This window comes from Streptomyces sp. NPDC048257 (assembly GCF_043201855.1).
Classification (GTDB): domain Bacteria; phylum Actinomycetota; class Actinomycetes; order Streptomycetales; family Streptomycetaceae; genus Streptomyces.
Map to the genome: position 1 here is coordinate 333,199 of NZ_JBICZI010000001.1, position 19,348 is coordinate 352,546.

The window sequence follows — 19,348 nt, forward strand, 5'->3', positions numbered from 1 at the left end:
CTCTCACCGGACATCAGAGGAACCGGCGCGCCCAGGGCCTGTGTGATGTCGTGATCATTCGGCGGTCTTGAGTAGGTCGTCGATCCAGATCATTGCGGCGCGGAGGTGGAGTCCGGCGAGGTAGCTGTCCGGGGTCTTGTCGTATCGGGTGGCGATGCCTCGCCAGGCCTTCAGCTTGTTGATCAGGCGTTCGACCGTGTTCCGTTCCTTGTAGAGGTTGGCGTCGTGGCTGACGGGTCGGCCGCCTTGTGCGCCCTTCTTCTTGCGGTTGGCGGCCTGATCCCGCTTTTCCGGGATGACTGCCTTGATACCGCGTCTGCGCAGGTAGGAGCGGTTGCCGCGGGATGAGTAGGCCTTATCCGCGGCGACCGCGCCGGACGTCGTGCGGGGCCGGCCGACAGGCAGACGGACTCTCACCCTCGCGAGCACGGGGATGAACTGCGGGCTGCCCCCGGCCTGCCCGGCGGTCAGGACCAACGCGAGCGGACGGCACCTGCGGTCCGCGGCGAGATGAATCTTGCTGGTCAGTCCGCCCCGGGACCTGCCGAGCAGGGCTTCCTTCCGGCGGAGCTTGCGTCTGCGTCGGACGCGCCGGCGCTCGGCCTGTCCGTTCTGTTCCTCCGGTCCGCCCCCTTTTGTCGGGCCGCTTCCTGCTCCTGCGCGGCTTCTTCCAAGGCCTCCATGAGGTGCTTGCTGACGCGCATCCCTGCGGCGTCGTGGTGGGCACGGACCGTTGTGGAGTCCACGCTGACCAGCGACAAGTCTGTTCTTCCCCCGCGGGCACCCTCGGCGATCAGGCCTTCCAGCAGGGCGGTGAAGACACCAGTGTCCCGCCAGACGCGGAAGCGTCCATAGACGGTGGCCCAGGGGCCGAATTCGGCAGGCATCTCCCGCCACGGGGCACTGGACCGGAACCGCCAGATCACACCCTCGAACTGCTCCCGCAACCGCTCCGGGTACGGGCCGTACCTACCGATCGGCAGGTACGGCTCGATGAACTTCCACTGGGCATTGGTGAGTTGCCTGCGTGTCACGACCACAGTCCTACCGGGTTACACCCCGCGAAGAGGACAGAAGCCAGGAACTGATCACGACATCACACAGGCCGTAGTCGAGGTACTCCGCCTGCCGGGCGGTCAGGAAGCCGGTGTCGGCGCCCTGCTTGATGAGCTGCTGCAGCGGCTTCTTGCCCGCGCGTCCGGGATGCGGTCGCGCAGCACGATCTCCACCGCGATCAGGGAGTGCATGACCGCCACGGTGGAGAACTCGTAGCAGTAGTACGACTGGCGCAGCAGCTCGCGGGCTGTGCGCAGGACGGTCGCCGCGGCCTCGGGGACGCCGTCGGGCACGACCAGGTCCTCCACGAGGTCGTGCATGTCGGCGTACTGGCCGACGAAGCAGTGGGCGCGTTCGTCGGGGACCGGGAACGGCAGCCGCTGCGTGGTCATCCCCGAAGTCTTCCAGCGGTGCGCCGGGTCCGGCAGCGGCTCTTCCGCGGCCGTCGCAGCGTGCCGGGACGGAGACTTCTCCCCCAAGAATGGGCGGTATGTCGCATGTAGCGAGCCAGGTCAAGGTTGTGGACAGGGTTTGCGATTGACCGTTGACCGCCCTGAGCCGTTGTCTGGCCCGGGCAGGAGGGGGCGTCAGCGGGCTCGTGATCGGCGGCTCAGCCGAGTGACTCCTTCTCGGGATCTGGGCAGTGGCGAGAGCAAGGGCAGCGGTGAGTCCGCAGTTGTGGCGCCGTAGCTTGGCGTTGCGGGCGATCAGGGTGTCCTTGGTTGAAGGACATGCTCGATGCCCGGCGGACGGACCGTAGATCACGCCAGGGTGACGTGCATGCCGCACTCGGCCAGGAGATCGAGGACCACACCGAACAGGTCGTAGGGCTGGCCATCCGCTGACAGGGCTTGGGACAAGTACTCGCGAGCGGTCGCAGCGTCCCGCCAGAGCAGAGTTGCGGGGGCGGTGTAGCCGAAGGTGCCACCCAGGCAGTCGTTGAGGGCGCCGAGGCAGCCGCCGAAGTAGCCACCCGGCCCGTTCACCGCCTCGCCGAGCGCCAGGTAGAGGCCCGGTTCGTCGGTGACATGCCGACCATCGAGTTCGTAGGCGTGACCGGCCGGCCGGTCACGGGGGACACGGTAGGCGGCCCGTTCTCGGACGAGATCGTGCCAGGCCCAGCGGCGCCGGGTATCAAGGCCGGCCCAGGCAGCCGCCGTGGCAGGCGGCCCGACGAGCCATCGCTCCCAGATGGGCCGGGCGTGTTCGGGAACGGGCGTGAAGAGCCCTTCGAGCTCCAGATCGATCAGATCCGTCCCGTGTGAAGATGGGCGCCAAGCACTGACTCTGGCCCAGAGCAGGCGTTCGGTGAGTGGCTCACCTTGATCGTCTCGTATCTCCAGGGCGGCCTGCTCCAGGTCCAGCGCCCGCCGCGTGCCCTTCGCCAGTGCCGCCCGCAGCTGATGACCCTCGGCGAGCCCACGCAGGACGAGCGGGGGTGCCGGCTGCTTGTGCGGCAGGACACGGACGAATTCCCGGCAGGAGCCCAGCCATCGGTGCCCGTCATGCACGCGAACGCGGCCCCGGTGCCCCTCGGGCGGACCTTCGTAGTCGTCCAGGCCGGTGAGCACGAGACGGGCTGTCCCATGGGGCTGCGCCGGGCTCTCCGCGTCTTCCAGCAACCAGGGGCCGCGTGTCTCATCGTCCGGCACCAGCCACAGTCGGTGGCCGACCCAGCCGCCCACTTCTGCTTGTGGAACCCAGCCGAACAGCTCGTAGATCCCGCGTCGGGGTTCTCCAAACAGCCCTTCCGCCTCGGCGCAGACGCCCCAGGCATACCCGTGCTCTGTCTCAGTCAGCGTGTACCGCGCTCGCCCGCGATGGTCCTCTTGGTCATGCACGCTGGGAATCATGCCCGGACCAGGTTCCAACGGCGAAGTCATTTCCCCCGTAGCCGGTCGCGATGCCTCACACAGCGCGGTCACTGACCACCCATACACAAGGACCGGAAAACGTGGTGTGGTGCGCGGCCGGGCGACAGCTGCTCACCTTCGGTGCACGGACTCTGTCCACAGGGCCGCTCCCCCGGTCTGTGAACCCGAGGCCATCGCGATCCGTGCGGTGGCCCGTACATAGGGAGCCGTCATGCCCGAGACCACCGCCCTTCCACTCGCTCCAATGACCCCGGCGCGGCGATCAGCGCGTTCGGCTACCTCCGGGCCGTCCAGGCCGGTGACTTCGAAGCCGCCCGCGGGTTCGCCGGCGCCGAGCCGCGGATGGCCGAGCTGCTCGTCGAACCCGTCGGGCGGATCGTCGTCCCCGCCACCGCCCTGCCCGGCCCGGAGGCGGGCGAGCCGTCCATGGAGATGGGGGCTGGTCGCCTCCATCGCCGAGGGATATAGGTGGCCACCCGAATGCCCAGTCGTTAGCCTCGGCTTCCATGAACCAGCGGCAGCGAAAGAAGCTTTCCCGACGTCTCTTCCAAGCAATTCCAGGGGGCGACACCCCCGCCGTGAAGGCACTTCTGCGTGCTGGCGTCGACCCGGATCGAGCGGACAGCGAGGGCACCACGCCCTTGTACGAGGCGTCCGTGAGCGGGAAAGCCGAGATCGCCCGTCTGCTTCTGGTGGCCGGAGCTTCCCCGAACACCGAGAGCAGCGGACTCGGTGCGGAAGGTACGCCCTTGTGCGCAGCCGCATGCTGGGGGCACACCGAAGCGGTGCGCGCGCTGTTGGCACATGGTGCTGATCCGAACCTTCACGAGGACCACGGCACAGGCTGGACCCCCCTGAAGTGGGCAAACCACGGCCCTCATCCCGAAACTGCCGATCTCCTCGTGGCAGCGGGAGCTATCCCGGAGGGAACGCCGTAGCATCGCCGGTCGCCATCAGGACTTCTGATAGCGCGATGGATCGCATCACAAGCCACTTTTGCAACAGCCCCTGGCCCCCCGCCTTGCATCGCACAGAAGGATGGCCTCCTCCCCCGCTGCCCTTCGAACTGTCCAATAGTCGTAACAAAACTCAGAAATTAGGAAAAATGCGACGCCCAGAACGGCGGCCTGAAGCGACGAACGCGACGGCCTTGGTATGAGTCGACCCTGAAGGGCGCGGAGGCCCGCCAGATGGCCGCACAGGGCTTTGGGGGTGCCCCGACACCGCTGCGGAGTAGTCCACTTGAAATGATGAGGCCGCCGCCGTCTTTCAGCAGGGCCGCAGCATTGCAGACGAGCCACCGCGCCGACGCTGCGGGCAGTCTGTTGGCATCCGGCCTGGGGCCGGCCCTTCGCGACCCTGCTCGACGCTCCGCGGCCAGGCCGCGCGCTGTCTGACCGCCACGCACATTGTGGAGCCCCGGCGCTCCGTTGCCGGAGTACCGGGGCTGAGGACGGTCCGGTCGTACTGCCCCAGAGCGCTCTGGGCACCGGCCCTGACCCACGCACCCATGGCGGCGCGGACTGCCCACGACCCTAGCGGACCACCGTCCGCGCGACATCCGCAGTTGAGGGCTCAGCTCCGGCCGTGCACCGCACCCGAGCCAGCCGCGCGCCGCTCCAACTCCGCACGCTCGGCCGCGACACGGCTTCCCTGCGCTCCTGATCCTCGCGATCAACTACCGCGCGCCAGCATTTGTCACATGCGCCACCCGGGGAACGGCCGTGTCCCAGGCGGAGGGTAAATGCAGCACCGCGACCGGAGATGGGCAACCGAGCTGCCTCGCGCCAGCGTTGCGTCGCAAGGTCCGCCGCCGCCTCGGCGGCCCCCCGGGTGCGCCGGCGTTCAACCCGGTGGGGTGGGCGGGAGCGCACTGCACCGCCGGTGCAGTCGATGCCGTGCCCGCTCTCCGCTCCACCCAGGTCATCGCCCAAGTCCGGGCATCGGATGAGCGGTGAAGCCACCGTGCCGACTCACCTCTGGTGGTGCTGGCGGCGAGCTGCCGAGCCACGGACTCGGCGTGATCGGTCGGACAAATCCTAGTCCCACCACCGTTCTGCGAGGTCGACGGCTGCTGCGTCGCGGTGGAAGGGGCGCCGGCTGTGGCCGCCGCCGGGTCCGAAGGCGAGGTTCGTGCCCAGCGCCAGGTCCTGACCGCCGGTGAGGTGCAGGGTGTCGGGTGCGCCGATGTACTCGTTCTCGACGTGGTAGCGGAGCAGGGCCCATCGGCCTTCGACCGCGTCGCGCAGTGTCGCCAGGTCCAGAAGCTCCGGGCCATCCGTGATGCCCGAGCGGAGCGCATCGGCAAGCGTTTCGGTGAACTCGTCGCCGGCGGGGATCAGGTCATCGCCGGCGCGGAAGTACATGGAGGACGATTTCCCCGCCAGGGACACCAGTGGGTCGCTGGTGAAGTAGTCCGACACGGCCTCGAAGTCGTCGCAGTCGAGGAGGACGAGCCGGCGGGACGCCCGGCTCGCGCGCACGATGTCAGCGACTGCCCGCAGCGGGGCGGAGCCAGCCGGTCCCGGTACGTCGCGGGTGACGGCGAACTCGCGGTGGCGCCTGCCGGTGCCCACGTAATGGAACAGCAATACGTCCGATGCTTCTTCGGCGGCTCGGCGGACTGCATCGAGCACCTCGGCCGGCTGCTGCCATGACATGACGGCGCGGACGTGCTCGGGCTTGAACGGCATCCCACTGTCATGGGCTACGAGTGCCGCTGCCAGTTTCGCAGCGCGTGCCGCGGGCTGGTACTCGGGCACGCGGACCGCATCGTCGTCGCAGGCGACCAGCACGGCGCGGGACCGTACCAGGTCGGGGAGAAGGCCAGGGCGCTGCTGTGGGGCATCAGTTGCCATGCCGTCATTGTGGGCACGGGACGGCACGGCGGGTAAGCCGTCGATGCGCCACCGGTATTGCGCCCTCACCCCCCGGAGGGCCGTTGCCCGGTCCATGCGGAGCCTTACGTCCCAGGGCGACGCGCAGACGGCTGCTCCGCTGCTTGACCGCGTCGATCCGTACGGGTCACAGCAAGTCACCGAGAGGCCCGTAGCCCCTCCAGGTTGGCGGCCAGTAGGCGGCGAAGTCGACCCTCGCCCCAGCCTGCCCCGCACCGACAGCCGAACCCGCCCGGCCCCAACGGGACCCGAGGCCATGGTCGGCCTCCGGCCCCGGTGCATGCCATGTCCGCCGGCGCGCAGCGAACCAAGGCCATGTCCGCCGACGGCACGCACGACTCCCCCTGCGATGGGAAGGAAATCGGTGACGTCATCGGTGAGTGAACCAGGGAGGTACCGGTGAGGTCGACGGCGATCGTTCAGCTGTCCGGAGTCGGATTGCGGTGGGTTCCGGACCGGCCGATGTTCAGGTCCAGGAGCGCCGTCAGGGTCGTGCCGCTGTTCCAGAAGCCGAGCAGGTCCACCTCATTGGGGAGTACGGGAACGTCAACGGCGGCGCTGAGCTGCGGTGACACGTCGCGTATGTGTCCGGGACGTGTCACCGCGCCTGAACGACCACACCACGGCGGTCACGTGCTCTTTGCGCCCCCCCGGGGCTCACTGCGGGCCTGGCGGTCGCAGGGGCCGCCCTGCTGGGCCTCCTGGTCTTCTGGGTCTTGCGGTCCGGAAAACCCACTACGGAGTGGGCCGCAGGACGCCGAAGAGGCCCCACCGGAAGTACGTCCGGTGGGGCCTCCGCATTCATGGAGGTTCGGGCGAGTGGTCTATGAACGGAGCGCCGGCATCACGGTGGGCCCCCGCTGCCGAGACTCGCCGACCGCTCCCACTCCCCCACCTCCTTCAACAACGGCCCGACCACTGACCGCGCACCAGCCGCGTAGGCCATCCACCGCAGCTCCTCGCAGCCGTAGACCGGCTCTTCCTTCGAATCGATCCACAGGCACACGATGTTTCCGGCTACCAGCGTCACATCCCACCAGGACCAGGTCCTCTGACCCGGATCGAATGAGTACAGGACGTCCTGAATCGTCCACTCCTCATCGCCCCGGTGCGCCGCATACCTCGGAGCCGCCTCAGCCCAAGCATCGGCGGCCCAAGCGGGCATGTCGGCCTCCGAGATCGCCTCGGCCCCGAAGTCGGCCTCCAAGCCCGCTTTGACGCCGGCCCCGACCAACTGCCGCAGCCGCCGTCCGAAGCCCTTCGCCTCGTTCCACGCCTCCACCTCGATGAAGAACACCGACAGAAGCCCGTCCGGGATGGTGTCGGGGCGGTTGGCGATCCTGGCAAGTTCAGGTGATGACGTCATCGGATCACTCTCCCAGAAGCAGGGATCACGGCCTTGACGAGCCCGGAGAAGTTCTCCCCGCCGAACAGGTCCGCCGGAATGCCGTAAAGGCCCGGCGCCACCTTCGGATCATCGATCATGCCTCAGTTTTCAGTCCGTCAGCCCCGACAGGTTTCAGAACGCTGCGGTCAAAAGATCGACTCGGTCGCCTTCGGGGGCGGCGAAGACGGCGGGAACGATGTCGTGGGTGCGGGGCTCGTACCACCGGTTATTCTGCCGCTCGGCCCAGGAGACGGGGCTGCGGCTGATGACGAACGAGTCGGCGCGAGGGTCATTCTGGCTGACGATCAGAGCGGGTTCGCCGGTGGTCTGCTCGGCGTTCGGGTCGACGAAAGGGAAGTGCCGCATGTCGCCGTCCCCGCGGACGGCTGGTGCCGCGTCGGGCCAGGGCAAGGACCGCTTCCAGGATCCAGGTGGCCTTCTCGGTCCGGGCGTCGGTGCACCCGTCCCGTCGGCACAGCTCCGCGACGTACTTCTCGAACTCCCGGTCCCCCAGGAGTCAGATCGCCTCCATCGACCGCAGCGCCTGGACCGGCGCCTGCTCGGCGAGCCGAATCTTCTCCGCCCCGGCCTCGCGGCGCCCGGCGCGCAGCAGCGTCCCCGTCACACCCCCCGCAGCCAGGACCGTTAAGACCACCAGCAGCACCGTTCCTGTTCCCATGCTTTGTCCCCTCCCTTAGCTGGCTGTCCGCGGCGCGCGCCCTTCCCCACCGGCGCTCCGTCCAGGCCAGGAAGCAGCACACACCGAGGCCGAAGGTGATCAAGGTGCCCACGAAGTCGAGTGAGGTGACATCCGTGAGCGTGCCGTCGAAGAACAGCACGCTGCCGAGCAGCGCGGACACCGGATGATCCTGGAGGTTGTCCAGGTTGGTGCTGAGGTAGCCCAGCACGGCGGCCGCCCGATCGGCGGACAGACCCTCGCTGACCCAGGCGTGGCCGACCAGGAGCAGGCAGACATAGGCGAGGGTCAGCGGCGCACGGCGCGGGTACCTCGCCACGGCGCGGAGCGGTCTGCCCAGAGGACCCCACGGTGACTGAGAGTTCATACCGTGGCATTCTCCAGGTCGAGCCGAAGGTGAGGATCGGCGGGTGACGGCAGCCATCGGGACCGGGGCCGCGTCACCAGCCCACGCCCGGTGGCCCGTTGGCGCTGATTGCCCCTTCGAGCGGCACGGTGACCGCCGGGCTGCCCGGCCGCGGTGGCCCGTACCGGGGGACCGGCCGGCGTGAGCAGGCCGGTGGAAGCCTGGGCCCAAGCGTCACATAGCGTGCCCTCCATGGATCAGAAGTACATGGCCGGAGGCGCCGCGGACGGCGAAAACAAAGGCGAAGGCAAAGGCGCGGGCGACGGCGCGGGCAGGCGGCGGTTCCTCGCGATCGCGACGGGGGCGGCCACGGCTGCGGGGCTCGGGGCCGTCGGCGGGTGCGCGGACGGCGACGGCGGATCCGGGCCGGGGGCCGGGGCGAAGTCGGAGTCCGCCGCGCCGGACGGAAAGCCGCCTGCCGGAGGGACGCACGGCTTCGACGTCAAGGCCGAGAACGCCCGCCCCGGCCACGCCGACTGGACGGTGACCAAGGCCGGCCCGGCGCGGGCGATCGAGGGGTTCGCGGACAAGGTCAGCGTGCTGCCCGGCGAGTCCTTCGGACTGCACGTGTCGACGACCGCACCCCGGTTCACCGTCTCCGCCTACCGGATGGGCTGGTACGGCGGCGCCCGCGCGCGGCTGGTGTGGCGCTCCGAGGCCCTGCCCGGGGCCCGGCAGCCCGAGCACACGGTGGACGCCGGGACCCGGATGGTCCGCACGCGGTGGACCCGCAGCGCCACGGTCGAGACGAAGGACTGGCCGCAGGGCTGCTACCTGCTGCGGCTGGACGCGCAGGGCGGCGAAGGCCAGCGCTTCGTACCGCTCACCGTCCGCTCGGCCGGGACGGCCGGACGTACGGTCGTGGTCAACGCGGTGGCCACCTGGCAGGCGTACAACCGCTGGGGCGGCTACGGCAGCTACGACGGTCCCAGCGGCGGCTTCGCCTCCCGCTCCCTCGCCGTGAGCTTCGACCGGCCGTACGAGTACGACGACGGCGCGGGCCTGTTCCTGGTGTACGAGGCTCCGCTGATCGCACTGGCCGAGCGGCTCGGCATACCCCTCGCGTACACGACCACCACCGACGTGGCGCGGGAGAAGCGGCTCCTGGAAGGAGCGGCGGCGGTGCTCTCGCTCGGGCACGACGAGTACTGGTCGCCGGAGCAGCGGGAGCGTTTCACGGCGGCCCGCGACGCCGGGACCAACATCGCGGTCCTGGGCGCGAACTGCTGCTACCGCCGGATCCGGCTGGAGGCCTCCGACCTGGGACCGGACCGCACACTGGTCTGCTACAAGTCCTCCTACGAGCAGGATCCGGGGTTCAAGCGCGGCCATCCCGCGACGGTGGACTTCCGCTCGGCGCCCGGCGCGGACCCGGAGAGCTCGCTGCTCGGAGTGATCTACGACGGCTATCCGGTGGACGCCCCGTACGTCGTGACCAACCCGGGGCACTGGCTCTTCGAGGGCACCGGCGCAACGGCGGGCGACCGCTTCGAGCACCTGGTCGGGGTCGAGTACGACAAGGTCAACACCGGTTTCCCGACGCCCCGGCCGATCGAGATCCTGGCCCACTCCCCCGTGGTCTGCGAGGGCCGGCCCAGCCACCAGGACACGGCTTACTACACGGTGCCGAGCGGGGCCGGGGTCTTCGCGACCGGGACGATGCGGTGGGTGGAGGCGCTGGACGCGACGGGCGACGGCCGCAGCGGGCGCAACCACGGCCTGGACGCGCGGTCGGGGGCGCTGACCACGCGGGTGACCGAGAACCTCCTGCGGGTGTTCGCGGCGGGCCCGGCCGGCCGGACGCACCCGGCGCAGGACAACGTCAAGGCCGTGTACGGGAGTTCGTGAGGTGTGGCCCCGGCCGGCGAGGGGGTGGCGGCCCGGGCGAAGGGGGTGGACTTCGCCGGAACGGGGTGTCTAGGATCGTGATCACGGCATCGCGTGCCGGTCACCGACCGGGTGAGGCATGGAGGCGCCGGGACGTGCCTTTCGGAGGCATTCACTCATGTCCGTTCATCTGAACCACACGATCATCCACTCCCGTGACAACCGGGAGTCCGCCACCTTCCTGGCCCACATCCTCGGCCTCGAGGTCGGCACCGAGTGGGGACCCTTCCTCCCCGTCGACACCGCCAACGGCGTCACCCTGGACTTCGCGACCATCCCGGCCGAGTCCATCACCGTCCAGCACTACGCGTTCCTCCTCTCCGAGGAGGAGTTCGACGTCGCGTTCGAGAAGATCCGGTCGGCGAAGGTCCCGTACTTCGCCGACCCGCACGGCAAGCACCCCGGCGAGATCAACCACAACGACGGGGGCCGCGGGGTCTACTTCACGGACCCCAGCGGGCACGGCATGGAGATCATCACCCGTCCGTACGGCTACCAGGAACCCGTCGCCGAGTAGGCCCGGCTCGCCCCTGCCGTTGAGAACGCGCCGCCGCCTCACGGTCCGGTGGCCGTCGTGCGCCTGTCCCCGTGCAAGGGAAGGTAGACGATGTTGGGCGCGCCGGTGGCCGGGTGGACCTCGACGCGGGTCCGTACGCCGTACACCTCGGCCAGGAGTTCCTCGGTGAGCACCTCCCGCGGCGGGCCCGAGGCTGCCACCCGGCCGCCCGACAGGACGTACAGCCGGTCGCAGTAGGCGGCGGCGAGGTTGAGGTCGTGCAGGACGAGCAGGCCGGTGGCGGGCAGGGCGCGGACCAGGGCCAGGATCTCCAGCTGGTAGCGGATGTCCAGGTGGTTGGTCGGCTCGTCGAGGGCCAGCAGGCCGGGGTCCTGGACGAGGGCACGGGCCACCAGGGCGCGCTGGCGTTCGCCGCCGGAGAGCTCGTCGAAGCGGCGGGCGGCGAGGGGGCCGGCGTCCACGGTCTCCAGCGCCTCGGCGACGCGCCGGGCGTCGCCCGGTCCGTCCTGTTCCCAGAACCGTTTGTGCGGGCTGCGTCCCATGGCGACGACCTCGCGGACGGTAAGCCCCAGGGTGCCGCTCGCGTCCTGCGGGACGACGGCCACGTGCCGGGCCCGGTCCTTGACGGTGAGCGCGTCCGCGTCCGCGCCGTCCAGCAGGATGCGGCCGGTGGTGGGGCGCAGGGCGCCGTAGACACAGCGCAGCAGGGTGGTCTTGCCGCTGCCGTTGGGGCCGACCACACCCACCGTCTCGCCGGGGCGGGCGGTGAGGTCGATTCCGTGGAGCAGCGGGTGCCCGTCGATCTCGTAACGCACGCCTTCGACGGCGAGTTCCACCGGCAGGGCCGGTTCACCCTTCCCGGTCATCCGGTGACCCCTTCGGTTCGGGTGGAGCGGCGCAGCATCCACAGGAAGAACGGCCCGCCGACGAGCGCGGTGACCACGCCCACCGGGATCTCGGCGGGCGCGGCGGCGGTACGGGCGACCAGGTCTGCCAGGATCAGGAACACCGCCCCGCCCAGCGCGGCCACCGGCAGCAGTGCGCGGTGGCCGGCTCCGACGACCATCCGGGCGGCGTGCGGAACCATCAGCCCGACGAAGCCGATCGCCCCGCTGTAGGCGACGAGCACGCCGATGACGAGCGAGGTCAGGACGAAGGCGGCGGCGCGGAAGCGCCCGGTGTCCAGGCCCAGCGTGCGCGCCCCCTCCTCCCCGGCCAGGAGCAGGTCGAGCGGCCGGGCGAGGGTGAGCAGCAGTCCGGTGCCGAGGAGCAGCACGGCGGAGGGCAGGGCCAGTTCGTCCCAGCGGGCCCCGCCGAGTCCGCCGAGGGTCCAGAAGAGGACGGAGCGGATCTGGTCGGGGTGTGCGGAGAGCACGAGGACGAGGCTGGTGAGGGCGGACAGGATGTACTGGACGGCGACGCCGGCCAGGGTGAGCCGGCCGGTGGTCATGGTTCCGCCGCGCCGGGCCATCGCGTAGACGGCGACGAGCGCGGCCATGGATCCGGCGAAGGCGGCCAGCGGCAGGCCCATGCCGAAGGCGAAGGCGCCCGTACCGAAGACGATCACGAGGACGGCTCCGGCCGAGGCTCCGGAGGAGGCGCCGAGCAGGAAGGGGTCCGCGAGTTCGTTGCGCACGAGGGCCTGCAGCACGGCGCCCGCGACCGCGAGCCCGGCGCCGACGACGGCCCCGAGCAGGACGCGCGGGAGCCGGACGTCCCAGACGATGGCAGCGAAGGCTCCGGTGCGCTGTTCTCCCGAGAGGCCACCGAGGACGATGTCGAGTACGCGGCCGGGTTCGATCCGGACGGCCCCCAGCGCCAGGCCCGCGACCGCCGAGGCGACGAGCGCGGCGGCCAGGACGAGGAGGACGGCGGCGGTGCGCAGCCTCATGGGGTGGCGGGGTGGAGCCGGCCCCCCAGGGACTCGACGGCGTCGGCGACGCGCACGCCGAGGACGGCCGAGGAGAGCGGCAGTACGACGAACCGCCGGTTCTTGACGGCGGGAACCCCGGCGAGGGCCGGGTCGTTCAGCAGGCGCTGCTTCTTGGCTTCGACGGTGGTGCCGCCGTAGTCGTAGATGAGGACGACCTCGGGCCGGCGCTCGATGACCTGCTCCCACGACACGTCGCCGAAGGTGTCGTCGAGGTCGGCGAAGACGTTCGTGCCGCCGGAGAGGGAGACGATCTCGTTGCCGATGCCGTTGCCCCCGGAGGTGGCGGCCGAGGCCTCGCCGGAGTCGTAGACGAAGACGGACGGCCGCGGCCGGTCCTTGACCCGGGCGGTCACGGCGTCGATGCGGCGCTGCTCGTCCTCGATGAGCTTCGTGCCGCGCTCGGGCACGCCGAAGGTCCGCGCGACCTCGGTGATCTCGGTCTTCAGCTGGTCGAGGCCGACCTTGCCCTCGGTGCAGTACTCCACGTTGAGGCGGGAGTCGATACCGGACTTGGCGAGTCCCTCGCGGTCACGGCCCTGCGCCTTGTCGAAGGCGCTGGCGTACCCGCCGTAGACGAAGTCGGGGTCGGCGCCGAGCAGGATCTCCTTCGAGGGATACTCCTCGGCCAGCACCTTGATCTTGTCGTAGGCGGGCCGGTACCCGGGAAGGACGGCGTCGTCGAGGTAGGCGGATCCGGCGATCCGGTCGCCCAGCCCGAGCGCGAGCAGCAGCTCGGTGGCGTGCTGGTTCATGGTGACCGCGCGCCGGGGCGGGGCCTGATAGGTGCTGCTCACACCGCAGTTGGTGAGGGTGTACGGAAAACCGGGCGCGGCGGCGGGCTGCCCCGCGGCCTTGTCCTGCTGCGGCCCGGGGGAACCGGCGCACGCGGCGAGGGGTATCAGGAGTGCGACGGGTATGAGCGCGCACAGGACGGAGCGGGGACGCGACGGCATGACGGGGCCTCTCCGGGGGATCCGCGTCCCCTGGTCGACGTGAAACTGCGAGCAGAGGCGGTGCGTCAGTGTCTGACTCCCGGTCACCCCACGCGGGGACGACCGGTCACAGTGGCGGGACCGCACCGGAATCGCACCGGTTTCCTGTCCTGCACCGCCTGGGTGACAACGCCAGTCTGCCAGAAATCGCGCAGGTCCCCGGCCCTGGACGTGTGACGATGCTCCGGTCGGCACGAAGGCGGCGGGGCGTCCAGGGAGGGACACACCATGTCAGACAGCACCCCACTGGGTGATCGGATGAAGCGGTACGAGGCGGTGCACCGTGCGGTCCTGCCGCGCCGTACCTACACGCTGATGCGGGTGGACGGCCGCGCCTTCCACACCTATATGCGGGGTGCGGCCCGGCCGTTCGACGAGTCCTTCATGGCCGACATGGACGCCGTCGCCGAGGCGCTGTGTGCGGAGATCGCCGGGGCGCAGTTCTCGTACACCCAGTCCGACGAGATCAGCATCCTGTACACCGACTTCGAGAGCCCGGGCACCGAGCCGTGGTTCGGCGGGGTGGTCGCCAAGCAGCTGTCCGTCGCCGCGTCGCTGGCCACGGCCGTCCTGAACGAGCGGCGTCCGGGCAGACGCGCCCTGTTCGACGCCCGCCTGTTCACGCTCTCCGACCCGACCGAGGTGGCCAACTACTTCCTGTGGCGGCAGCGGGACGCCGTCCGCAACAGCATCAGCATGGCCGCGCAGGCGCACTTCTCCCACAAGCGGCTGCACGGTGTCTCCACCGGCGGCATGCAGGAACTGCTGTGGTCGCAGGCCGGGGTCAACTGGAACGACTACCCCGACGGCTGCAAGCGGGGACGGGTCGCGGTACGCCTGACCGGCGAACGGGAGACGGCCTACGTCGACCGGCGGACCGGAGAGGAACGGACCACCACGGCGGTCCGCTCGTGGTGGGAGACCTCGCCCGCGCCGCGCTTCACCACGAGCGCCGGGGGCTGGCTGGCCGGCGCGATCCCGCTGATGCCGAGCTTCACCCCGGTCGGCTGACCGGCGGCGACACGGCAACGCCCGGCTGTGGGAGAGAAACCCTCAGCCGGGCGCATTCCTGCAGGGGTGGCAGGACTCGAACCTGCGACCATCGGTTTTGGAGACCGGTGCTCTGGCCAGCTGAGCTACACCCCTTCGGCGGGTCCAACGATGGCACGGCCGGATCCGGAGATCCACTGCTTTAACTCGTCTGGCGGGGTGCGAGTTGGTCGCCCGTGTGGGCGCCGGAGCTCCTCAACCAGGCGATCAGTTCGGCGTTGGCGCCGATGAGAGCGATGTCGAGCGGGGTGAGCCGGTCGTAGCCGATCCAGTCGATGTCCGCTCCGCGAGACAGCAGGTACCGAGCGGTGGACAGCCGGCCTCCGTGGCAGGCCTGCCAGAAGGCACGGGTGACGTCCTCCGCGCAGGAGCCGGAACCGGAGCCGGGGCCAGAGCCGGAGCCGGCCGCCAGGAACTCTTCGACCCTGTCGAGCAGGCCGAGGGCGGCAGCCTCCTGCAGACCGGGCCGCGAGCCGAGTTCGAGCAGCCGGCGCGCCGCCCGCCACTGCCCGAACCCGCAGGCGTCGGCGAGCGGGGTCCCGCCGCCGAGCACCGCACCCGGGGCATGGACGTCGGCCCCGGCGGCGACGAGGGCATCGATGGCAGCCACGTCGTCGTTACTTGCGGCCCAGTGCAGGGGCGTCTCCGTGTGCGCCCCGACGAACCGGGCCCCGGGGTCGGTCCCGGCGGCGACGAGGGTACGGATCACTTCCGCGGTGCCGGGGTAATGCCCGGGCCAGTCGGTGGCGATGTGCAACAGGCTCCGCCCACCGGCCGCGGCCCCGCTCCGGACGATCGTGACGACCGCGAGCCCGGGATGCGCGTCCAGCAGCCCCCGCAGCCCGGAAAGGTCGCCACCCCGGATGGCGGCGGTGACGGCAACGGCGACCGGATCACCGGCTGCGAGGGACTCCATGGACCGTCCTTGGCTGGGCCTGCGGGCATGGCCCCGGCTCGACTCCCGGGGCGCTGTCCCTGCCAGTATCACGCCACTGCGGAACGGCCGGTGAACCCGTTGGTCGCAGGCCGCGCCCCGGGCGACGCTGCACGCATCGCGGGACGAGAGGCGCGGGCGCAGGGCGGGCCGGCTCGCCCAGGCCATCGAGCTCGAGCTCACCGGCGAGGAGCGCGAGGTGCTGGCGCGCGGTGCCGCCCTGATGGAGCGGCTCGCAGCGCGCTGGGGGGTGTCGTGCCGATCGGGCCGGATGAGCCCGGGTCCTTCGGTGCATCGTCAGACCGCACCGAGCCGGCGGAACTCATGTGTGGCGCGGGGAAACACGGACGAGAGGATGTGTGACCGAAGCTCTCCGTCAAGGGAAGAGGCGAGGAACTGCGTGCAGGATACGGAGAAGTGCTCCCATCGGCCGCCCCGTGCCTCGTTCACCATGACGGTCCATTGGCCCGGCTCGAGGTCTGGCTGCACCAGCCAGTAGAGGCATTCCCCGTTGTCCGTGGTCGCCCATGGGACGACCCGGGCCCCCGCTGCCTCCAGTTCCGCCGGCTTCTTCTCGAATTCCCACAGGCCCTCCAGGTCCTCGGCCTGGTGCTCTGCCCATGCGATGAGGTCGTAGTTCACGTTGGGGCAGCCGGGCTCCAGGACGTAGAGGTAGTCGTCCCAGTCACCTCCTCCGAAGACGTGGATGAACTCCTTGTAGTCGGCGGGCAGCTCAACTCCGAGTCTGCGCTCGACCTCGCCCCAGTCCTTCTGGCGGGGCTCACTCGGCGCCTGGGCGATTGCGGAAAGACGTGCAAGGGCGTTGGTCACGGCGGGGCGGGGTCCAGTTCTGTGCCGGCTCGGGGCGTACGAGGCTACTCAGGCGGCTTTTGAGTACACCTGCTCATGATGCGCGACCAGCTGCTGCCTATCGTGACCTGCATGGACACGGACCAGACCCCTACCGACACCCCCACTGCGGACAAGCCGCGGTGGTTCAACGGCTGCGCGATCGCCGTCGCCGTGCTCGCCGTCCTGGCCATGCTGGGGGCCTGGGCGCTGGCCGAGTTCGAGAAGGGCCTCGACGGCTACGGCCAGCTGGAACAGAGCGGCCCGGCCGGACACGTGGCAGACCCCCTCGGCCCCGGCGCGACCGCCCGGTACGAGGACGGCCTGAAGGTCACCGTCAGCCGACCGCGCCCGGAGGCCGACGGCACCTACGGCCTCACCGTGACCTACGAGAACGACACGGACGAGGAGCTCCGCCCCGGCGGGGACTCACCGGACGCCGGGGCGTCGGAGTACGGTCCCGCCCCCCTGGTCGTCCGCGCAGGCAAGTCGCTGGACCACTACGCCTCCGGATACAGCCTGAGCTGGCCGAACCAGCGGGAGTCCGCCGCCGCTCTCATGGCACCGTTGGGCGCCGGGAAGAAGCGCACGGTCCCGGTCCGCATCAAGCCGAGCGGGAAGGGGATCCCGGTCACCGTGGAGGTCGACCCGCCGTCCGCCGGCTTCCGCGAGACAGCGTACTTCCAGCTCACCCTGGACTGACCCGGCACCGCTCCCGAAACCGATCGCCCGCCGCCGCACCGCGGCCCTGAGGTGGTCACGGCTCCGCGCTCCAGGAGCTACCGGCAGTAAAGGGTGGCGGGGCTCCGGGGCGCGGAGGATCGTGAGCAGGGGGACCCGTGGAACGGGAGGTCCCGTCATGTTCCGAAGCCGACGACCGGGCCGGCCGCGCCGTACGGGACTCCGGGGCTCCCTCGCGGTGCTCGCGCTGCTCGCCCCCGCCCTGCTGGGCGCGGCCCCCGGCGGCTCGGGCGAGACGATCTCCCTCGCCGGAAACCTGCCCGGCGAGCGCCTCGACGTCACGTTGACCCAGGTGGTGGACCCCGCAAGCCCGGCGAGCGGCACCGGCCCCGACCGGCTCGTCGCGACACGCTTGCGCCTGGAGAACACCGGGACCGCCGTCTATGCGGACTCCCCCGCCGCGGCCGCGCACCTGCTGGACGCCACCGGGCGGCGGTTCACCGGGCTCGACCTCCCCACGACCGCCGGGCCGGGTTTCCCCGCCACCGTCACGCTCGACCCCGGCACCACGGCGGAGGGTTTCGTCACCTTCCGGCTCCCGGCAGGCGCCGAGCCGGCCGCGGTCCAGTTCGCCCTCGACGGCGGCCTGGCCGACGACGTCGGCCAGTGGAGCCTGTCGCCGCAGTAGCGGGCGAGTTTCGGCCGCCCCCTTGACCACTCTGGTCCAGACCAATAGTTTCCGGCATGCACAGCGCACGCGCACACGCCCCGCTCCCCGCATCCGCAAAGGAAGCCCATGCGCCGCAGCATGCTCGGCAGGCTGGCCGTCGCCGCCTGCTCCCTCTCCCTGCTGACCGCCTTCGCGCCCGTCGCCGCCGCGCAGGCCGACGGCGGCGGCCACGACCGCCCGTACAAGAGGGTCGGCTACTTCACCCAATGGGGCGTCTACGGACGGGACTTCCAGGTCCAGGACCTGGAGGCGAACGGCTCCGCCGGAAAGCTCACCCACATCAACTACGCCTTCGGCAACGTCAGTCCGCAGGGCAAGTGCTTCACCGGGAACGTGCCGGGCGAGGCCGACGCCTGGGCGGACTACGTGCGCCCTCTCGACGCGGCGAACTCCGTCGACGGGGTGGCCGACACCGGCGAGCAGCCGCTGGCCGGCAACTTCAACCAGCTGCGCGAGCTCAAGGCCAAGCATCCCGGTCTCAAGGTGCTGATCTCGCTCGGCGGCTGGAGCTGGTCCACCCACTTCTCGGACGCCGCGCTCACCCCGGCCTCCCGCAAGGCCTTCGTCGAGTCCTGCATCGACCTCTACATCAAGGGCAACCTCCCGCAGGACGGCGCCCGCGGCGGTGCGGGAGCGGCCGCCGGGGTGTTCGACGGGATCGACCTCGACTGGGAGTGGCCCGGTTCCGCGGGTGACACCGACACCAGGTTCCGGCCCGAGGACAAGCGCAACTTCACCGCCCTCGTCAAGGAGTTCCGCACGCAGCTCGACGCGTACGCACGGAACCAGAAGAAGAAGACGAAGTACGAGCTGACCGCCTTCGTCCCGACCGCCCCCGCCAAGATCGACGCGGGCTTCGACGTCCCCCGCATCATGCGCGACCTCGACTTCGTGACCCTCCAGGGCTACGACTTCCACGTCTCCGGCGAGTCGATGACCGCCCAGCAGTCCGCGCTCCGCGCCCGGGGCGACTTCAGCGTCGACGGCACGGTCGACGCCTGGCGGCGGCGCGGCGCACCCGCCGGCAAACTGGTGATGGGCATGCCGTTCTACGGGCAGGGATGGACCGGCGTCAGCGGCGGCGGGGACGGCATGGGGCAGCCCGCCACGGGCCCGGCACCGGCCACCTGGTCCGCCGGGTACGAGGACTACAAGGAACTCAAGAAGCTGGCCGACTCGGGCACCTACACGGTCCATCGGGACCTGCGCGGCGGTCACGCCTGGCTCTTCGACGGCACCACCCTGTGGACCTACGACGACCCGCACGTGCTGCGCGCCAAGACCGGCTACATCCGCGAACACGGCCTCGGCGGTGCGATGTTCTGGTCCCTCGACGCCGACACCGCCGACGGCGAGCTGATGACGGCCGTCGACCGCGGCCTGCGCGGCCGCTGACCCGGGCCGCCTCCGACCGGCGCCGCCGGGCCGCGGAAATCCATCCGGCCCGGCGGCGCCCCT

Annotated in this window: 21 protein-coding genes, 1 tRNA gene, 2 pseudogenes and 1 riboswitch; of the genes and pseudogenes, 8 read left to right on the forward strand and 16 right to left on the reverse strand. The window is 70.6% G+C overall.

Annotation, left to right across the window (positions count from 1 at the left end; genetic code table 11):
* Positions 1–54 precede the first annotated feature (54 nt).
* The 4 genes and pseudogenes from ACGFZK_RS01610 to ACGFZK_RS01625 all read right to left on the reverse strand — a co-directional run bounded on the left by ACGFZK_RS01610 (position 55) and on the right by ACGFZK_RS01625 (position 3,383).
* Positions 55–1,034: pseudogene (locus ACGFZK_RS01610) on the reverse strand (IS5 family transposase).
* A 102-nt stretch (positions 1,035–1,136) separates the two neighbouring features.
* Positions 1,137–1,448, reverse strand: a complete 312-nt coding sequence (locus tag ACGFZK_RS01615; protein ID WP_393846800.1) for a hypothetical protein — start codon at positions 1,446–1,448, stop codon at positions 1,137–1,139.
* Positions 1,449–1,817: 369 nt separating this feature from the next.
* Positions 1,818–2,909, reverse strand: coding sequence for a barstar family protein (locus tag ACGFZK_RS01620; RefSeq protein ID WP_393846801.1), 1,092 nt, complete (start codon positions 2,907–2,909; stop codon positions 1,818–1,820).
* Positions 2,910–3,041: 132 nt separating this feature from the next.
* Complete coding sequence (locus ACGFZK_RS01625) at positions 3,042–3,383, reverse strand: hypothetical protein (protein WP_393846802.1); 342 nt, start codon at positions 3,381–3,383, stop codon at positions 3,042–3,044.
* A 53-nt stretch (positions 3,384–3,436) separates the two neighbouring features.
* On the opposite strand from ACGFZK_RS01625, the gene ACGFZK_RS01630 reads away from it, so the two are divergent.
* Positions 3,437–3,868 carry an ankyrin repeat domain-containing protein gene (locus tag ACGFZK_RS01630; RefSeq protein ID WP_393846803.1) on the forward strand — a complete coding sequence of 144 codons (432 nt, stop codon included), beginning with the start codon at positions 3,437–3,439 and terminating at the stop codon, positions 3,866–3,868.
* Between the two features lie 1,101 nt (positions 3,869–4,969).
* Here the strand turns inward: ACGFZK_RS01630 and ACGFZK_RS01635 are convergent.
* From ACGFZK_RS01635 to ACGFZK_RS01660, 6 genes are all read right to left on the reverse strand, one after another.
* The gene (locus ACGFZK_RS01635) at positions 4,970–5,788 is read right to left on the reverse strand and encodes a hypothetical protein (RefSeq protein WP_393846804.1); all 819 of its coding nucleotides are present in this window, start codon (positions 5,786–5,788) and stop codon (positions 4,970–4,972) included.
* Positions 5,789–6,246: 458 nt separating this feature from the next.
* Positions 6,247–6,402 (reverse strand): hypothetical protein, encoded by a 156-nt coding sequence (locus ACGFZK_RS01640; RefSeq protein WP_393846805.1) that lies wholly within the window; start codon positions 6,400–6,402, stop codon positions 6,247–6,249.
* 269 nt (positions 6,403–6,671) lie between these two features.
* On the reverse strand, positions 6,672–7,193 hold the full coding sequence (locus tag ACGFZK_RS01645) for a hypothetical protein (protein ID WP_393846806.1): 522 nt from the start codon (positions 7,191–7,193) through the stop codon (positions 6,672–6,674).
* Positions 7,190–7,312, reverse strand: coding sequence for a hypothetical protein (locus tag ACGFZK_RS01650; RefSeq protein WP_393846807.1), 123 nt, complete (start codon positions 7,310–7,312; stop codon positions 7,190–7,192). The genes ACGFZK_RS01645 and ACGFZK_RS01650 overlap by 4 nt, the downstream gene beginning before the upstream one ends.
* Before the next feature lie 34 nt (positions 7,313–7,346).
* Entirely contained in the window at positions 7,347–7,580 is a 234-nt protein-coding gene (locus tag ACGFZK_RS01655; protein WP_393846808.1) for a hypothetical protein, read from the reverse strand.
* 151 nt (positions 7,581–7,731) lie between these two features.
* Positions 7,732–7,893 carry a hypothetical protein gene (locus ACGFZK_RS01660; protein ID WP_393846809.1) on the reverse strand — a complete coding sequence of 54 codons (162 nt, stop codon included), beginning with the start codon at positions 7,891–7,893 and terminating at the stop codon, positions 7,732–7,734.
* A 616-nt stretch (positions 7,894–8,509) separates the two neighbouring features.
* On the opposite strand from ACGFZK_RS01660, the gene ACGFZK_RS01665 reads away from it, so the two are divergent.
* Both ACGFZK_RS01665 and ACGFZK_RS01670 read left to right on the forward strand, forming a co-directional pair.
* The gene (locus ACGFZK_RS01665; RefSeq protein ID WP_393846810.1) at positions 8,510–10,165 is read left to right on the forward strand and encodes a N,N-dimethylformamidase beta subunit family domain-containing protein; all 1,656 of its coding nucleotides are present in this window, start codon (positions 8,510–8,512) and stop codon (positions 10,163–10,165) included.
* 157 nt (positions 10,166–10,322) lie between these two features.
* A complete protein-coding gene (locus ACGFZK_RS01670) occupies positions 10,323–10,721 on the forward strand; it encodes a VOC family protein (RefSeq protein WP_393846811.1) in 399 nt (132 codons plus the stop codon).
* A gap of 38 nt (positions 10,722–10,759) precedes the next feature.
* Here the strand turns inward: ACGFZK_RS01670 and ACGFZK_RS01675 are convergent, their stop codons facing one another.
* Genes ACGFZK_RS01675 through ACGFZK_RS01685 form a run of 3 tightly spaced genes read right to left on the reverse strand, consistent with a single transcriptional unit; the run spans position 10,760 to position 13,607 of the window.
* A complete protein-coding gene (locus tag ACGFZK_RS01675; RefSeq protein WP_393846812.1) occupies positions 10,760–11,587 on the reverse strand; it encodes an ABC transporter ATP-binding protein in 828 nt (275 codons plus the stop codon).
* Positions 11,584–12,612, reverse strand: a complete 1,029-nt coding sequence (locus tag ACGFZK_RS01680) for a FecCD family ABC transporter permease (protein ID WP_393846813.1) — start codon at positions 12,610–12,612, stop codon at positions 11,584–11,586. The genes ACGFZK_RS01675 and ACGFZK_RS01680 overlap by 4 nt, the downstream gene beginning before the upstream one ends.
* Positions 12,609–13,607 (reverse strand): ABC transporter substrate-binding protein, encoded by a 999-nt coding sequence (locus tag ACGFZK_RS01685; RefSeq protein ID WP_393846814.1) that lies wholly within the window; start codon positions 13,605–13,607, stop codon positions 12,609–12,611. Before ACGFZK_RS01685 ends, ACGFZK_RS01680 begins: the two co-directional genes overlap by 4 nt.
* A 46-nt stretch (positions 13,608–13,653) precedes the next feature.
* A riboswitch (cobalamin riboswitch) is annotated at positions 13,654–13,795 on the reverse strand.
* Positions 13,796–13,874: 79 nt separating this feature from the next.
* Between ACGFZK_RS01685 and ACGFZK_RS01690 the strand changes: the two genes are divergently transcribed.
* Positions 13,875–14,657, forward strand: a complete 783-nt coding sequence (locus ACGFZK_RS01690; protein WP_393846815.1) for a tRNA(His) guanylyltransferase Thg1 family protein — start codon at positions 13,875–13,877, stop codon at positions 14,655–14,657.
* A gap of 61 nt (positions 14,658–14,718) precedes the next feature.
* Here ACGFZK_RS01690 and ACGFZK_RS01695 read toward each other — a convergent pair.
* A tRNA-Trp gene (locus tag ACGFZK_RS01695) sits at positions 14,719–14,792 on the reverse strand.
* Between the two features lie 46 nt (positions 14,793–14,838).
* On the reverse strand, positions 14,839–15,612 hold the full coding sequence (locus tag ACGFZK_RS01700; RefSeq protein ID WP_393846816.1) for an ankyrin repeat domain-containing protein: 774 nt from the start codon (positions 15,610–15,612) through the stop codon (positions 14,839–14,841).
* A 148-nt stretch (positions 15,613–15,760) separates the two neighbouring features.
* On the opposite strand from ACGFZK_RS01700, the pseudogene ACGFZK_RS01705 reads away from it, so the two are divergent.
* Positions 15,761–15,874, forward strand: a pseudogene (locus ACGFZK_RS01705) (MarR family transcriptional regulator); the annotation flags it as partial.
* A 53-nt stretch (positions 15,875–15,927) separates the two neighbouring features.
* On the opposite strand, the gene ACGFZK_RS01710 reads toward ACGFZK_RS01705, so the two are convergent.
* A complete protein-coding gene (locus tag ACGFZK_RS01710; RefSeq protein WP_393846817.1) occupies positions 15,928–16,461 on the reverse strand; it encodes an SMI1/KNR4 family protein in 534 nt (177 codons plus the stop codon).
* Between the two features lie 111 nt (positions 16,462–16,572).
* Between ACGFZK_RS01710 and ACGFZK_RS01715 the strand changes: the two genes are divergently transcribed.
* The 3 genes from ACGFZK_RS01715 (at position 16,573) to ACGFZK_RS01725 (ending at position 19,285) form a co-directional block, all read left to right on the forward strand.
* Positions 16,573–17,181, forward strand: a complete 609-nt coding sequence (locus tag ACGFZK_RS01715; protein ID WP_393846818.1) for a hypothetical protein — start codon at positions 16,573–16,575, stop codon at positions 17,179–17,181.
* A gap of 157 nt (positions 17,182–17,338) precedes the next feature.
* Positions 17,339–17,848, forward strand: a complete 510-nt coding sequence (locus ACGFZK_RS01720; RefSeq protein ID WP_393846819.1) for a hypothetical protein — start codon at positions 17,339–17,341, stop codon at positions 17,846–17,848.
* A gap of 108 nt (positions 17,849–17,956) precedes the next feature.
* Positions 17,957–19,285 carry a glycoside hydrolase family 18 protein gene (locus ACGFZK_RS01725; RefSeq protein WP_393846820.1) on the forward strand — a complete coding sequence of 443 codons (1,329 nt, stop codon included), beginning with the start codon at positions 17,957–17,959 and terminating at the stop codon, positions 19,283–19,285.
* The last annotated feature ends 63 nt before the right edge of the window (positions 19,286–19,348 follow it).